Here is a 14,589-nt window from a genome sequence, read left to right as displayed (position 1 = left end):
ATTAGCGGCTCAGCCGCAACCCGACGAACAGCCCGCGACCTTCGGTGCGATAACCGGCGGTATCCTGATAATCAGAGTCCAGCAGGTTCGAACCGCGCACGTAGACTTGCGCGCCTTTACTGACGGCATATGCAACCTGCGCGCCTGCAAGCCAGTAAGAGTCGAGCTGGACGATCCCGAACGGGAAGTTGTCGGAGCGGTCAAGGCGCCGTCCGACATAAGCGAGGGATGCGCCATAGCTCCAGCGGCCTACTGCGCCGTCGGCGGCCACGGCACCGCTGTGCTTGGGCCGGCGCAATTCCGGCGATTGACGTTCGGCGGCCGCGTCTGGCTCGCTGGCTTTCAGGTAGGCGTAGTTAGCCGTCAGCCGGAGCTTGGGCGACAGTAACCAACGGCCCTCAACTTCAGCCCCCGCTCGCCGGCTGTTGCCGGAACGGTTCGCACTCGTTTGCGTGCCTGTCGCCCCATCGAAAATGTCGACGATCTCGTCGTGAAGCCGCTGCCGGTAACCGGTCAGGGAGCCGCTGAACCGACCCGCCCGATACCGCAGGCCAACTTCGAACCCGCGGGAGCTTTCCGGCTTAAGCGACGGGTTTCCAACGAAGGTCCCGGGGAAAAACCCATAGAGATCGAAGAAGGTCGGCTGTGCGATGCCTTGGGCGTAGCCGGCAGTGACCGCGAAACCGCCGCCGAGCCTCGCCAGTGCCGACGCGCGCAATGACGTGGCGTCCTGGAAGCGATTGAAGATGTCCCGCCGCACCGCGACATCGGCAGTGAACTGCGGAGCCGTGGCGCGCCACTCCGCGGTAAGGGCATTGTGGCTTCGCGTTCGGTCCTGGTTCGAAAAACCGCCATAGACCGTGTCGCGCGCCTCGAACGTCTCGCGCTCGGTCTCCGCGGCAAGGATCAGCTGGTGAGTGATGGATCCACTTTGCAGGCGGCGGCCGACTTGCGCATCGATGACCCGCCGCGTGCCGCGCGTGCGGTTCAGCGGATCGGCGTCGAGATAATTGCGGTTGGTCGAGCCGAGCAGCGAACCACTGACCCGCCCGCTCCAATGCGAAGCGTCGCTGCCGAAGTCGGCCCACAAGCGCCCGGCGGCCAAGCGGTTGCGGCTTTCGTCCAGGGTGTCGGTATGTTCGAACGTCACCGGATCGTAGCCATCGAACTCGCTGGTGCCGGTTGACGCCAGCGCGGAAGCGCCCACGCGGACGGAGGGGCTGACGCGAAAAGTCGCACGCACGCGGCCTGACAGGTTGCGATAGCCGTCCTTGTCGCCGCCGGGCACACCGAAGCTGTCGATACCGGTCGCGCGCTGGAACCCCACTGCGCCGGAGACGCTCGCTCGGCCGCTGGTGACGGCGCCCGACGCGCTGGTTCTCAGCAGGCCGAACGATCCCGCTTCCGCCGAGGCTGAATAGCCCGGCGCATCGTCAAGGCCGTTCACGGCGATGACGCCGCCGATCGCGTCTGAGCCCCAAAGCGCCGACTGCGGTCCGCGCACGACCTCGATGCGCGAGGCTAGATCGGCGTTGAGGAGCTCGAAACGGGCCACGTCGCCCGAGGCGGGATCATTGATCTTGATGCCGTCGACGAACAGCAGGCTGTGATTCGATTCCGACCCGCGGATGCGGACCTCGGTCAAGGACCCCGCGGGCCCTTGGCTAGTCACCGCGGCCGACGGTGTCAGCCGGAGCAAATTGGTAACCAGGGGCTCGCCAAGCCGGTCGATCTCCTCCTTGTCGAGGATTGAGACACTGGCGGGGCTGTTCGCCTCGCTGTCCGGCGTCCGCGACGCGGTAATGACGATCTGGTCGATGGGAACAGGTAGAGCTTGCATGCTTTGTGGTCCTTCCGTTGACGAACATTGTCGTCACGGAGGGTTGCGCTGCGCCGAGCGCAGCACTGCCCACGTCCCGCGGCTGGTCCCGGCCGAGGAAACGGACGACGGACAAAGGCAGGTTCCCGACTAAGCTTCGGCTCCGCGAGGAGCTTCGGCGTCACGGTTGCGGGCACAGCGCCGGAATTGCACCGGCTTCCCTTTGAACCGCCCCCGCCCGGCAAAAGCCGGTGGGCGGCACCCTGATCCTGGCGCGCTGCTAGTGCTGCAGCAGACGGACTGTCAAACGGGCAATTTCGCGGCTATTGGCGCTGGCATGACCAGCAACCATACCCGCTTGCTTGTGCTCCTCGCCGCGATCGGCGCAGCAGCCGCTTTGCGCCTCGTGCCGCACCCGCCGAACTTCACGCCGATCGGCGCCATGGCATTGTTCAGCGGCGCCTATCTCGGCCGCCGAGCGCTAGCGTTCCTCGCGCCGCTGGGGGCGCTGCTGCTCAGCGACCTCGTCCTCGGCTTCTACGCCGGCATGACGGTCGTCTATCTCGCGACGGCACTTGCGGTGCTCGTCGGCTGGAGCCTGGCCAACCGCCAGAGCGCGCTTCGCATCGGCGGCGCCGCGCTTGCGAGCTCCGTCCTTTTCTTCGTGATCACCAACTTCGCGATGTGGCTCAACAGCGGCTTCTATCCTCGCACCGCCGCAGGCCTCGCCGAATGCTATGTCGCGGCAATCCCGTTCTTCCAGAACAGCCTCGCCGGCGACCTTTTCTATTCGGCGCTGCTGTTCGGCGGCTTTGCGCTGCTGCAGCGGATGGTGCCGCAGCTGAGGGCGGGGGAGCCGCAGGCCGCCTGACGCCCCTTAGCGTTGCAACTTCGGGCCTCTCCCTGTAGAGGCGCCGCTCTACTTGTCGCTGCTGGTCGGAAACCAGCGGCTAAGCCAAGGAAAATCCACATGAAGTCCGATACGCATCCCGATTATCACATGATCACCGTCGAAATGACGGACGGGACCAAGTTCCAGACCCGCTCGACCTGGGGCAAGGAAGGGGACACCCTCCACCTCGAGATCGACCCGAAGGTGCACCCGGCATGGACCGGCGGCACGCGACAGGTCCAGGAAGGCGGCCAAGTCGCGCGCTTCAACAAGCGCTTCGGCGGCCTCTCTCTCACTAAGAAATAAAGTTGATCCGCGAAGCACCGCGGATCGAAACGGAACGGCTTGTCCTGCGCCACTGGCGCAAGGACGACTTTCGGCCGTGGCACGCGATCCTGAGCGAGCCCGAGGTGCACAAGCATTTCGGGCCGCAGCCGATCAGCGCCGAAGATTGCTTCCGGCGCCTGACCGCAGCCGTCGGCGGGTGGCAGTGGAACGGCTTCGGCACCTGGGCGGTCGAGCGCAAGACGGACGGCAAGCTCGTCGGCAATGTCGGTCCATTCACTGCTTGGCGCGATCTTGACCCCTGCTTCGGCGAGGAGCCGGAGATGGGCTGGATCTTTTCGAGCGACACCCATGGGACCGGCATGGCTTCGGAGGCGTGCCGGGCAGCGATTTCCTGGATCGAGGCCAACCTCCAGCCCACGCCCTTGTGGGCGATCATTGCGCCGGCCAACGAACCGAGCCTGAGGCTTGCGGCGAAGCTAGGGTTCGAGCGGCTCCACGACACCCCGTATCAGGGCGAACCGACCGCGGTGCTACGCCGCCCGGCCTGGGCTTAGGCGCTTACCACCCGCCGCCACCGCCTCCGCCGCCGCCGCCACCTGACGACCCGCCGCCGCCCGAGCCGCTGCTCGAGCCGGGCGCCGTCGATGCCGAACTGATCGTGCTCGACAGCGAAGATCCGACGCTTTCGGCGAAACCGTTCGGGTCGTGCCACGGATTGCTCGACCCGGAATACCAGCCGAAGCCTTGCTGCCCCTGCGTAGACGCAGCGGCGAGGACCGACGCGAAACGCGCAGCCCAGCGGTTCTCGACACTGAGCGCAATCGCATAGGGCAAATAGCGCTCGAACAGCTCGGGCGTGTCTTCCGGCGGATGCATGCGGTTGAGCCGCTCGCGCTCGGTAATGGACAGATATTGTTTGAAGCCGGCGATGCGGTCGAGCACGCCGCGGCCTTCCTTGGTCGGTGCGTCGATCCAGAAGAATGCGGATATGACGACCGGCAGCGAAAGAAGGGTGGGAACGAACGGCAGCAGCCAGCCCGTCGCCAGCGCTTCGAAGACGACAGGGCCGCCTGTAATGAACGCCAGCCCGGCAAAGATGAAGGCGACACCGCCGACGAAGCATTTGCCGGTAGTGGTCGCAGTTTGCACCCACAGGAGCAGCAAGGCGACGACGATCGCCGCACCGAGGGCTACCAACACTAACCGCACATCGAGCCCGGACGCAGCAACGATGGCGGCTGCAACGAGCCAGAGGCTGGCAAGGAACAGCAGCAAGCCGGCAAAGACCCAGCCCCAATTCTTCTTGAACAGCTTGCCCTCATATTTCTCCTTCAGCACCTTCTCGAGAGCGGTGCGGGCGGAGGAGAAACGGGCGTGGTTCGCCTGCTCCATCTCGATCGATTCGCCGGGCTGGCACAGCTTGCCGAGCGCAGCGCTTTCGTCATCGGTCAGGTCGGTGCCGCCGACCTGCCGAATGATGGTCCTCTTGTCCTTGCCGAACCAGCCGCCATCATCCTCGACAATCTTGATGTGGCCGCGCACGCCCATGTCGACGAGCGCCGCGGCAAAGGTGCGATTGTCCGATCCCATCCTCGTGACGTAGCGAACCGCGGCCGGGCTCAAGCTGTCTGGAGGCGAGAAGATCGGCACGACCGTTCCAGCCGCGGGATCGCGTCCCACCCGCTGCCAAGCGAAATAATAGAAAGCGAACAGGCCGAGCAGGCCGAGACCTCCGACGATCGGCGGTCCGTTATCGGCCAGCCAATCGAGGAAGCGGCTTTGCGATGTGGGCTCGGCGACAACGCCCTTCGGGAAGGCGGCGGCAACCGTGAGGCCCTCATAGGCCTCGAGCGGCACTGTAGTCCGGAACAGGATCTCGCCGGGCCTCTCTTCAACGACCTCTGCGTCCGTGGCCGTCGACCCTTGAAAGCCCGTGTAGGCGGCGCGCTGACCGAACCGGACAGGCGAGGGGAGGCGGAGCCGCCCCTCGGCGACCTCGATCGGGAATTCCCAGCCATTGCCGGTCGCGTTCCAGTAAAGCTCATCGAATTGCGGGAAGCGCCCGATCTGCCGCGTCGTTCGGTAGCGGATGACGTAGCGGTGCTCGCCGACATCGACCAATGTGTCCGGATCGCCGATCTTGATCCTGACGCCATTCCCGTAGGCGTTGGTTTCGGCAGGCACCGGCTGCCCGTCGAGCGTCGCGCCGTTGAACGTGAAGCCGACGCGGATGCGGCTGCCGTTGCGGCCTTTGTAGCGGGTCGGGAAATCCCGATAGATGCCATGGTTGATGCGGTCGTTCTCAGCCCGGACGTCGATCGTTTCCGTAACGTCGAGCGCGCCGTCCTTCTGCACGGCAACATCGCTGAGATAGCGGAGGATCCGTTCCTGGGCGCTTGCGCCGGTGGATGCTGCAAGCAGGAGGAGCGCGAAGGCGGCGCGCCAGCCTCTCAACACGTCACGCAGCCGGTTTGGGGAAGGCCACCTTGGGTGCGTTCTGGATTGCTGGATCGTCGTCCTGGTAGAATGGCTCTTCGGTAAAGCCGAGCGGCCGGGCGATCAGCACCGGCGGGAAGCTCTGCACACTCGCGTTCAGGTCGCGAACGGTGGCATTGTAGTAGCGCCGCGCGCCCTGCAGCTCGCCTTCGATGCTGGACAGCTGGTCCTGCAGCTGGAGGAAGTTGGTGTTGGCCTTGAGGTCAGGATAAGCCTCGGCGACTGCGAAAAGCCGGCCGAGCAGCCCGGTCATCTGGGCATCGGCCTGGGCAGTGGCTTCGACGCTGCCCGCGTTCACCGTCGCCGCGCGCGCCTTGGTGACTTGCTCGAAGACCTCGCGCTCATGCGTGGCATAGTCGGATACGGTTTCGACGAGATTGGGGATCAGGTCGGCCCGCCGGCGGAGCTGCACGGTGATGCCGCTGAACGCCTCCTTCACGAGCGCGCGGAGCCGCACCAGTCGATTGTAGGTTGCGATGATGTAGAGAAGCACCAGGACGACGACGCCCAGCACGATCCAACCGGTCAATCCCATGTTTGCCCCCTCTTGCCCGCCGCCGAGCATAAGGGCGATTGGAAGAGTCGACTAGCCGTCGTTCGCGGCCCCGACGCTACGGGCGATAGCTGATGATGTCGCCAGGCTGGCAGTCTAGTTCCCGGCAGATCGCATCCAGAGTCGAAAAGCGGATGGCGCGGGCCTTGCCGGTTTTCAGGATCGACAGGTTGGCCAGCGTGATATCGACCCGCTCGGCAAGTTCGGTCAGCGTCATGCCTGCCTCCTCCAATTGTCGGTCGAGCGTGATCAGCACCGCCATCAAACCGTGCCCTGCAGGTCTTCGCGCATCGCCGCACCCTGGCGGAACACGCGGGCGAGGATGAACAGCAGGAGGACGATCGCAACGCCGCCCGGCGACAGCCGTGGCGCGATGTCGAAGCCGTTGATGTCGCCGCGGACCGGGAACCCGGACCAGAAGGCGACCAGGCCGAGCAGCTGCAGGCCAAGAATGTTGCCGGCAATCTTCTCGATGCGGCCGACATTGCCCTCGTCGAACGCTTCGGCCTTTTCCACGGCACCGATCATCGCCAGCAGCGCAAGAACGGACGAAGCGACGAGGCTCAGCGCGCCAAGCCCGAACAGGTGCGTGCCGACGGGGTCCCAGACGGTCCGCTCGTCGGCGGTGAACAGCTGTCGCAGGTGCTCGATTACATAGATGACCAGGCCGAAGACGCTGAACGCCATCGCCAGGATCACGCCGGCCAGCAGCACGAACAATAGCACGCGCGCTGCCGTGAGCAGCGGATCCAATGCGCGAGCCCCTTCGCCCGACAGGCCGATCTGCGCGAACAATTGCCTCATTATCGTTCCTCCGCTTGATATCGAAGAGCGATAAACGGCAGCGGGCGCTTATTGTCAATCGATAATATCGAAAGCCGATAAAAAGGCCTGATGGGTCGCTAGAACGCGCTCAGCCCGGTGATCGCCCGTCCCATGATCAGCGCATGGACGTCGTGCGTGCCCTCATAGGTGTTCACGGTCTCGAGGTTCGCGGCGTGGCGGATGACGTGGAATTCGGCGCTGATGCCGTTTCCGCCATGCATGTCGCGCGCGACGCGCGCGATATCGAGCGCCTTGCCGACATTGTTGCGCTTGATCAGGCTGATCGTCTCCGGGACCAGCTCTCCGGCTTCCAGCCGGCGGCCGACGCGAAGCGCCGCCTGCAGGCCCAGCGTGATCTCGGTGATCATGTTGGCAAGCTTGAGCTGCGGGATCTGGTTGGCGGCGAGGGGCCGCCCGAACTGCTTGCGATCGAGCATGTACTGACGCGCCGCCGCGTAGCAGGCCTCCGCCGCGCCCATCGAGCCCCAGGCGATGCCGTAGCGCGCGCGGTTAAGGCAGCCGAACGGGCCCTTGAGGCCTTCGACGTTGGGGAGCAGCGCGTCTTCGCCGACCTCGACCCCGTCCATCACGATTTCGCCGGTGATCGAGGCGCGAAGCGAAAGCTTCTCCTTCACTGCAGGCGCGGAGAGGCCAGCCATGCCCTTTTCGAGCACGAAGCCGCGGATCTTGCCGCCGTGCGCGTCGGACTTGGCCCAGACCACGAACACGTCGGCGATCGGCGAGTTGGTGATCCACATCTTGGTGCCGGTGAGGCGATAACCCCCGTCGGTCTTTTCGGCGCGGGTGCGCATGCCGGCGGGGTCGGAGCCGGCGTCCGGCTCGGTCAGGCCGAAGCAGCCGACCCATTCGCCGCTCGCGAGCTTCGGCAGATATTTCATCCGCTGCTCTTCCGACCCGTAGGCATAGATCGGATACATCACGAGGCTCGACTGAACCGACATTGCGGAGCGGTAGCCGCTGTCGACCCGCTCGACGGCGCGTCCGATCAGGCCGTAACTGACATAGCCGAGCCCGGCGCCGCCATATTCCCCGGGGATCGTCGCGCCGAGAAGGCCGAGCTCACCCATCTCGCTCATGATTTCGCGGTCGAAGCGCTCGTTCAGATAGGCCGAGGTGACCCGCGGCAGGAGCTTCTCCTGCGCATAGCCTTCGGCAGTGTCGCGGACGAGGCGCTCCTCGTCGGTCAGCTGCGACGAGAGATCGAATGGATCCTGCCAATCGAAGGGCAGGAGTTTGGGCTCACCCACGGCGTTTCGGCTCCGGAATTGAAGGGGTCGCGCGCCCTTACCACGGCTGCGGCCGCGCGCCACCCCCACCGAAGCGGGTCAGCGCACGAGGCCGAGCGCCTTTGCCTGGACCACCTTGCCGACGTCCGCAGTGTCCCCGCTCATGGCCGCGACCTTCTGCACGAACTCGGGCGTGATATCGAGCGCCCGGAGCTGGACAAGCTGGCTGACGGGAAGGTGGCGGTAACCGATCCGCTCGAAGCCGGCGATGAATTCCGGCGTGATGTCGAGCGCCTTGAGCTGCACCAGCTCGCCCGATGACGCCTCGGCATAGCCCATGCGCCGGACCTGGCCGACCCACGCAGGGTCGATGCCGAGCGCCTTGAACTGGATCAACGCGCCGAGATCTTCGGGGCGATAGCCCGCGCGTGCCATGCCGGCGATATAAGCAGCGTCGACGTCGAGAGCGGCCAGCGGGACCAGCTTGTCGATGCTCGGGGTCGGATAGCGCGCGGCTGCGAGGGCATCGATCAACGCTCTGGTGGCGTTCACGGCCATAAGCGTGAAGGCCTCCTTCTCGGTCGGGCGGCCGATCCCGCGGGACTGAAGAAGCTGGGCGAACGCCGGGTTGGGCGTGAAGCGGCAATCGCCGTGCGCGTAAGATTCTCCGCCCCGTCCGACGCAGTCGAGCCGGCCGGCTTCGCGGTTCAGGGCAAAAGCAAGCGGGCGGCTGCCGGCGGCGCGAAAAGCGGCAAGGTCCAGTCCGGCGAGTTCGGAGGGCGCGAAACCGCTCGACCAGTTGCTCTGGTGGCGCGGAGCTTCGCCGGTGCGAAAGTTGGCCTGCACGAGGCCGCTCCCATCCTTCGGCTCGAGCGTGAAGCGGATCAGGTCCACGGGCGCGGCGGTACATGCCGACGCAACGCTGATCATCGTCAGGAAAACGGCACCGATCAAAGCGACAAAGCGGTTCATTTTCGGTCTCCTCTTGTCTGTACGGCGGGCAAAGCTCGCCCATGCGCCTCGGGAGAGGCGGTCAAAATTCAGTCGAAGTGAGTTGCGGTTGGCTCTGCTGAGCCGTGCGGTCAGCCGTTCGGCGGCCGAGGCGGCGCGGGCGGCGTCGGACGCGCACGCCCGAAGTGACCCGTCACCGCCCTTAGTGACGTATAGTCGCTGAGGTCGCCGTCATATCCGCGCGCGCGCATCTGCCGGATGTAATCGGCAGTGACGCCGACGGCCCGGGCTCCGGTCAGGTCGTCGAGGTCGAGATCACCCAAACCGAGCGCTCGCATTTCCCGGACGTAAGCGACCGTGACACCGACCGCCCGTGCGCCGGTGAGGTCGCTTAGATCCGCATCGCCCAGGCCCGCGGACCGGATGGCGCGCACATAGGCGCCGTCGACACCGACTGCACGCGCACCTGCGAGGTCGTCACTGTCGAAATCGCCGATCCCGGCAGCGACGAGGTCGCGGACATATTGCGGCGTCACGCCGACCGCTTTCATGCCGACGAATTCGCCGGCATCTAGATCGCGGAGCGCAGGAGAGCTGGCGCGCATTGCGGCGACATATTCGGAGGTCACGCCAACAGCCTTCATCGAGATGGCGCGATCGATCGCTCTCTCCATCTTCTTCTCATGATGCTGTGAAAAACCGGGGATCTCGTCTTCGTCATCCGCATAGGACACTGCGACCGCGCCATTCGGTGCGCGCGCCACGACCTTGCGGCGGCCATGCTGGTCGGGCGGGTACATCGTCACCGTCGCGCCGCTCGGGGCCGTCGCCACGGTCATTCCGTTGGCCTGGCGCACGGTGGCTCCGCTCGGAGCGCGCGTTTCGATCACGCCGCCAGAACCGCTGGTGAGCGTCGAGTTCGGGTTCACTGCCGCCAGTGCGGTCTGCACTGACGTCGACACGCCGGACGTGATCAGGCTCGGCAGGTCGGTCGGCAGCCCTTCCGCCTCCGTCTCCGGATAATAGGGTGCCAAGGGGCTATCCGACGCTACGGCCTTACCGAGCTTGGTGCTTCCGCCCGACTTCGGGCCAACGGTGAGCGCGGCGAGGGGAGTGGCGATCAGCACCGCACCGACAAGCACGCCAAGGGCGAACGAGCGGGCGACCGGTCCACGCACCGACTTGCCGTCGAGGACGCGAGCGACGCGGCGGGCGAGCGAGCTCTTGGACGGGGCGACGCCATGCGCTCCCAGGAGCATGCCGGGGCATTCGTGGCGGGCAACCCCGACCAGCAGCTGAGCATAGTCCGTGTCCGGGATATTGGCGGCGAGCACGGTGTCGTCGGCCGTTTCTTCGCGCAGCTGGTGCGCCTCGCGGGCAAGCATCCAAACGAGCGGGTTGAACCAGAAAAGCGCCGTGGCGACGCGGGCCAGCAGCAGCTTCACCCAATCGACATGAGCGACGTGCGCAAGTTCGTGGGCGATGATGGCTTCCGCTTCATTCGAGGCTTCGACGGCCCGGCTGTTGAGCAGGATCACCGGGCGCATCAGGCCCCAGCTGATCGGCGAAGCGAGCTCGTTGCTGGTCAGCAAGGCCGTGCCGTGCTTGAAGCCCATGCGGCGCTGCGCGCGGGCGAGGGCGCTCAACCAATGGCCGTCGACCAGCACGTCGGCACGGGCGCGCAGCGTGATGAGCCGGCCAAGCGCCAGCAGGGTGATGAAAAGCAGGATCGCGGCCGGAACCGCATAGAGCGCAACCGCCGCAGCGGTGGCGCTGATCGACGGTTCGGACGCTGCGGCGGCCACCGGCGCTGCATTCGCGTCGACCTTCGCCTGCACGGCGGCGGCAATCTGCTCCTTGATGATCGGCGCTGCCGCTTCTTTCGAGACCGGAGCCGGATCGCTGGCGAAGATGGCGGGGGTCTCCACCGTCCAGCTCGGCAGCACGAGCGGCGCGATGGCCATGATCACGAGAGCCAGGAGGCCGATGTGGGCGACCCACGAGCGTTCGGCCGCCGAACGCTTCTTCATCACGGCCAGCAGGCCAAGAGTGCCGCCGGCAATCAGCAGCGACTTCAAAGCAATCGCGATCAAGACGGACATTTACTTGCCCCCTTTTTCCTGGCGGGCGCGAGCAATCATCTGCTCGAGCTCGTCGAGCTCATTCTTCTTGAGCTGGTCCGACATGCCGAGCAGGGCGGACGCGGCGCTCGCCGGCGAACCGTTGAAGAAGACGCGAACGATTTCGCTCAACGCCGACTTCTTGGCGACCGTATCCGCCACAGCAGGGCTGTAGAGGAAGCCGCGCTCCGATTCGCTGCGCTGAACATAGCCCTTATCTTCCAGGCGCTTAAGCATCGCGCGGACGGCCGAGCCGCTCAGCTGGTCGGGAAGGGCCTCGCAAATGTCGGCGACCAGCATCGGGCCGCGCTCGTAAAGCACGTCGACGATCTGTCGTTCACGGGGAGGAAGCTTGCTGAGCATAAAGAAATATTCCCTTCACGCACGACGGATTCGTCGCGCTACATTTGTAGAGTGCTACATTTGTAGCGCGGTTGCAAGCGCTTTTTTTGTGATGGATGCCACCACCACCTCAAGCTATCGTTCCAGCCGGTGAAGGTCGGAAAATAGCGATGGCTCTATCCCGTTCCGAACCAATGGAGCCGAACGCACGATTTGCCGCGGTCCTCGTGACGGCCGTCGTTCTCATGTCCGCGATTACCGCCGGCGAGGGCGCCGTCTACAGAGCAGCTTCCGCGCGCCCAATCGAATGGCCGTCACTGATCGGCTTGCGGCTGCTCGACTGGAGCACCTGCGCATTGTGGGTGCCATTCATCTATCTCATCGTGATCCGCACCCGGTTTGGACGCAGTTTCTGGCTCCGGACATTGCCGGCGCTATTTGCAGCAACAGTTGCCGCGGCAGTGCTCAAATATGTCATCTATGTACCTCTTGAAGGTTGGGTCGATCCATCGCGCATGCGGAGTGTCGGTGACTCGCTCCGATCGGATTTCCTGGCGAAGCTGATGTTCTATTGGGCCGTCACTGGCCTGCTTTACGCTTATGCGATGGCGACAGGGGAGTTGCGGCTCGCTGCGGCGCCGGGGAACAACAGCCACGGCAAACCGGAGACCCGCCCGGTCCTCATGCTCCGGTCGAGCAAAAGAACGGAACTTGTAGCGCCACCCATGGTCGACTGGGTGTGCGCCGACGAAAATTACTGCCGGGTCAGCGTTGAAGGCTCAACCCGCCTGGTCAGGCGTACCCTCGCTTCCATGGAGGCGGAGCTGGCACCGCATGGCATCGTAAGGGTCCACCGCTCGATCCTCGTCAATGCCGAGCGCGTCGCGCGCCTGGAATCATCCAACCGCGAGCTTCGATTGATCCTTTCCGATGGAACCAGTTTCCAGGTCGGCCGCAAGTACCGGGCAGCGGTCAGGCAGATGCTAGCCCTTCGTCACCGCTAGACTGCACCTTGTCACAATCGTCTTGCGGCGCTTGCCATGCGACCGCCGAACGAGGCGTCGGGGAGGGAAATATTAGCATGCACCGGAAAGCTGCAGCAACGATCGCGATCGCGATCGCCATGCTCGAGGGGACGTCCGCCGAGTCGCGAGCCGCAATGGCCCAACCTTCGTCGCCGTCAGGCGAAGGGGCGATGGATGCCGCTTGTCGCGCATTCCGTGCAGCAAAGGCTTCGCCTCAGCCGGTCTCGCAGCCTTCCGCACCAGTGATGGACGCCGCAAATCTTCGGGAATTCTTTCGAAGGGCAGACGTGTTCGGCTTCACGGGCGGCGTTCATCTCGCCCAGCGAGGCCACCCCATCTATTCGCAGACCTTCGGCTATTCAGACCGCGCACGTCGAACTGAGATGACCGCCGACACGATTTTCGACATTGGATCAGTGTCGAAGCAGTTCACGGCGGCGGCGATCTTGAGATTGGAAGAACTGGGGCGTCTCAGGACGGAAGATCGCATATCGAAGTATTTGGACGGCGTACCCCCGGACAAGCGCAATATAACGATTCACCAGCTCCTTACCCACTCAGCTGGACTGCCGCACGACGTCGGCAACAATCAGACGCACCGGACTCGCGACCAGGCGGTTGCCGAAATCTTTGGAGCGCCATTGGAAAGCCCGCCAGGAGCCCACCACTCGTATAGCAATGCCGGCTATGCCCTCTTGGCGGCGATCGTTGAGAAAGCTTCTGGGGAGAGCTTCGAGGGATTCATGCGTCGCGAGCTGTGGCTTCCGGCCGGTTTGCAGCGGACGGGCATGGTTCTCGGTGGATTGCCCCACCAAAGTGTCGCCGAGGGCACTATGTTCGATGGGCCGCTGCCCCCGAATCTGTACCGCACACCGGATCGAGACGGACCGAATTGGCTGGTCCGTGGAGCCGGTTACATGTTGTCGACGCTGAGCGACTTGGCGCGCTGGATGAATGCTTTGCGCCAAGGTCGGGTGCTCACAGACGCCTCAAGGCGCAAGCTCTTCTGGCCGCATGTCGCCGAAGGTAAGCGGCGCACGTCGTTTTACGGATATGGCTGGGCCTTGTTCAGCAATCCAGATGGTTCATGCCGCATTGCGCACGATGGCTCGGCCGGGGTGCACTACGACTTCCTGGCCTTCTACCCGGATCTGGACGCGACGCTCGTCGCCTTCAACACGCAAGAACGGTCACCGTGGCGCGGCTTTCTGCCAAAGGCGCAGAACGCACTTGCCGGTCTGCCGCTCGACATACCTCGCGTCGGCAAAAACGTCCGGACGAGCATGTCACGAGTCGCTGGTGACTACCGCCTGCCGACAAGGGAGCGCATGCCTGTGCGCTTTCAAGATGGACATCTTTTTATCGAGGTCGAGAACGCGGCAACGCTGCGTGCCTTTTCCCCTTGGCCCATGTTGCCCCAGGCCGACATAGCCGATCTTCCCGACCGACAAGCCTTGGTCGACACGCTCATGAACGGAATAGCGCGGGGCGATTATCTGCCGGTGCTTTCCCGTTTGCAGGATCGCTTCTCCCCGGAGGAGGAGAAAGCTTTTTGGGCAAAAGAGTGGCCGCAATGGCTTGTGGCACACGGAAGTTACTTGGGAGCCGATCTGGTCGGAACGGTTGAACTTGAACCCGGTCAGCGCCGGACACTGGCGCTTCTTCGCTTTTCGCATGGATCTGTCGTCGTTGGGATCATCCACTACCCGACAGGCAAAATCTACATCGACTGGATGCCTCAGCACTTTCAGCGGTTTATCTATCTAGCGCCGCAAACGGATGGCACGTTTCTAACGTGGGCGCCGAACACGGGAAGGCAGGTTCGCGTGCGGTTCGCGACCGATGTCATGGTCGTTGAATCCTCCCATGCGAAGCTGACGGCCCGACGCAGTGTGACTGCTGTCAGGAAGAGGTAAGCTCGCGGTGGCGGAGAGGGTGGGATTCGAACCCACGGTGAGCTTGCACCCACGGCGGTTTTCAAGACCGCTGCCTTAAACCACTCGGCCACCTCTCCGCGCGGGCGCTGCTATC

Annotated in this window: 14 protein-coding genes, 1 tRNA gene and 1 riboswitch; of the genes, 5 read left to right on the top strand and 10 right to left on the bottom strand. The window is 64.5% G+C overall.

Annotation, left to right across the window (positions count from 1 at the left end; translation table 11 throughout):
- Nucleotide 1: 1 nt before the first annotated feature.
- Entirely contained in the window at nt 2–1,840 is a 1,839-nt protein-coding gene (locus tag VIL42_11630; GenBank protein HEY8593494.1) for a TonB-dependent receptor, read from the bottom strand.
- 98 nt (nt 1,841–1,938) lie between these two features.
- Nucleotides 1,939–2,100, bottom strand: a riboswitch (cobalamin riboswitch).
- 56 nt (nt 2,101–2,156) lie between these two features.
- Between VIL42_11630 and VIL42_11625 the strand changes: the two genes are divergently transcribed.
- The 3 genes from VIL42_11625 to VIL42_11615 all read left to right on the top strand — a co-directional run bounded on the left by VIL42_11625 (nt 2,157) and on the right by VIL42_11615 (nt 3,553).
- A complete protein-coding gene (locus VIL42_11625; GenBank protein ID HEY8593493.1) occupies nt 2,157–2,690 on the top strand; it encodes a DUF6580 family putative transport protein in 534 nt (177 codons plus the stop codon).
- A gap of 99 nt (nt 2,691–2,789) precedes the next feature.
- Entirely contained in the window at nt 2,790–3,017 is a 228-nt protein-coding gene (rpmE, locus tag VIL42_11620; protein HEY8593492.1) for a 50S ribosomal protein L31, read from the top strand.
- A gap of 2 nt (nt 3,018–3,019) precedes the next feature.
- Nucleotides 3,020–3,553 carry a GNAT family N-acetyltransferase gene (locus tag VIL42_11615; protein HEY8593491.1) on the top strand — a complete coding sequence of 178 codons (534 nt, stop codon included), beginning with the start codon at nt 3,020–3,022 and terminating at the stop codon, nt 3,551–3,553.
- Between the two features lie 4 nt (nt 3,554–3,557).
- On the opposite strand, the gene VIL42_11610 is transcribed toward VIL42_11615, so the two are convergent.
- The 8 genes from VIL42_11610 to VIL42_11575 form a co-directional block, all read right to left on the bottom strand.
- Nucleotides 3,558–5,456: a DUF2207 domain-containing protein gene (locus tag VIL42_11610; protein ID HEY8593490.1), complete on the bottom strand. Its 1,899-nt coding sequence runs from the start codon at nt 5,454–5,456 to the stop codon at nt 3,558–3,560.
- A 1-nt stretch (nt 5,457) separates the two neighbouring features.
- Nucleotides 5,458–6,030, bottom strand: a complete 573-nt coding sequence (locus VIL42_11605; GenBank protein HEY8593489.1) for a LemA family protein — start codon at nt 6,028–6,030, stop codon at nt 5,458–5,460.
- Between the two features lie 76 nt (nt 6,031–6,106).
- A complete protein-coding gene (locus VIL42_11600; GenBank protein HEY8593488.1) occupies nt 6,107–6,310 on the bottom strand; it encodes a helix-turn-helix transcriptional regulator in 204 nt (67 codons plus the stop codon).
- A complete protein-coding gene (locus VIL42_11595) occupies nt 6,310–6,852 on the bottom strand; it encodes a DUF2975 domain-containing protein (GenBank protein HEY8593487.1) in 543 nt (180 codons plus the stop codon). The genes VIL42_11600 and VIL42_11595 overlap by 1 nt, the downstream gene beginning before the upstream one ends.
- 98 nt (nt 6,853–6,950) lie before the next feature.
- Nucleotides 6,951–8,141 (bottom strand): acyl-CoA dehydrogenase, encoded by a 1,191-nt coding sequence (locus VIL42_11590; GenBank protein ID HEY8593486.1) that lies wholly within the window; start codon nt 8,139–8,141, stop codon nt 6,951–6,953.
- Nucleotides 8,142–8,219: 78 nt separating this feature from the next.
- The gene (locus VIL42_11585) at nt 8,220–9,092 is read right to left on the bottom strand and encodes a hypothetical protein (GenBank protein HEY8593485.1); all 873 of its coding nucleotides are present in this window, start codon (nt 9,090–9,092) and stop codon (nt 8,220–8,222) included.
- A 110-nt stretch (nt 9,093–9,202) separates the two neighbouring features.
- On the bottom strand, nt 9,203–11,173 hold the full coding sequence (locus VIL42_11580) for a M56 family metallopeptidase (protein HEY8593484.1): 1,971 nt from the start codon (nt 11,171–11,173) through the stop codon (nt 9,203–9,205).
- Complete coding sequence (locus VIL42_11575; protein ID HEY8593483.1) at nt 11,174–11,554, bottom strand: BlaI/MecI/CopY family transcriptional regulator; 381 nt, start codon at nt 11,552–11,554, stop codon at nt 11,174–11,176.
- Between the two features lie 149 nt (nt 11,555–11,703).
- Here VIL42_11575 and VIL42_11570 point away from each other — a divergent pair, with 149 nt between their 5' ends.
- Nucleotides 11,704–12,537, top strand: a complete 834-nt coding sequence (locus tag VIL42_11570; GenBank protein HEY8593482.1) for a LytTR family DNA-binding domain-containing protein — start codon at nt 11,704–11,706, stop codon at nt 12,535–12,537.
- 77 nt (nt 12,538–12,614) lie between these two features.
- A complete protein-coding gene (locus VIL42_11565; GenBank protein HEY8593481.1) occupies nt 12,615–14,474 on the top strand; it encodes a serine hydrolase domain-containing protein in 1,860 nt (619 codons plus the stop codon).
- Nucleotides 14,475–14,482: 8 nt separating this feature from the next.
- Here VIL42_11565 and VIL42_11560 read toward each other — a convergent pair.
- Nucleotides 14,483–14,572, bottom strand: a tRNA-Ser gene (locus VIL42_11560).
- Nucleotides 14,573–14,589: the final 17 nt, after the last annotated feature.

The organism is Sphingomicrobium sp., from assembly GCA_036563485.1.
In the GTDB taxonomy this organism is placed as follows: domain Bacteria; phylum Pseudomonadota; class Alphaproteobacteria; order Sphingomonadales; family Sphingomonadaceae; genus Sphingomicrobium.
This window is presented reverse-complemented; position numbering and strand designations above follow the sequence as displayed.

Bases quoted from the DNA above. Each gene is read 5' to 3' on its own strand.
- VIL42_11630 (HEY8593494.1), bottom strand. From the start codon at position 1,840: ATGCAAGCTCTACCTGTTCCCATCGACCAGATCGTCATTACCGCGTCG.
- VIL42_11625 (HEY8593493.1), top strand. From the start codon at position 2,157: ATGACCAGCAACCATACCCGCTTGCTTGTGCTCCTCGCCGCGATCGGC.
- rpmE (HEY8593492.1), top strand. From the start codon at position 2,790: ATGAAGTCCGATACGCATCCCGATTATCACATGATCACCGTCGAAATG.
- VIL42_11605 (HEY8593489.1), bottom strand. From the start codon at position 6,030: ATGGGATTGACCGGTTGGATCGTGCTGGGCGTCGTCGTCCTGGTGCTT.
- VIL42_11600 (HEY8593488.1), bottom strand. From the start codon at position 6,310: ATGGCGGTGCTGATCACGCTCGACCGACAATTGGAGGAGGCAGGCATG.
- VIL42_11595 (HEY8593487.1), bottom strand. From the start codon at position 6,852: ATGAGGCAATTGTTCGCGCAGATCGGCCTGTCGGGCGAAGGGGCTCGC.
- VIL42_11585 (HEY8593485.1), bottom strand. From the start codon at position 9,092: ATGAACCGCTTTGTCGCTTTGATCGGTGCCGTTTTCCTGACGATGATC.
- VIL42_11580 (HEY8593484.1), bottom strand. From the start codon at position 11,173: ATGTCCGTCTTGATCGCGATTGCTTTGAAGTCGCTGCTGATTGCCGGC.
- VIL42_11575 (HEY8593483.1), bottom strand. From the start codon at position 11,554: ATGCTCAGCAAGCTTCCTCCCCGTGAACGACAGATCGTCGACGTGCTT.
- VIL42_11570 (HEY8593482.1), top strand. From the start codon at position 11,704: ATGGCTCTATCCCGTTCCGAACCAATGGAGCCGAACGCACGATTTGCC.
- VIL42_11565 (HEY8593481.1), top strand. From the start codon at position 12,615: ATGCACCGGAAAGCTGCAGCAACGATCGCGATCGCGATCGCCATGCTC.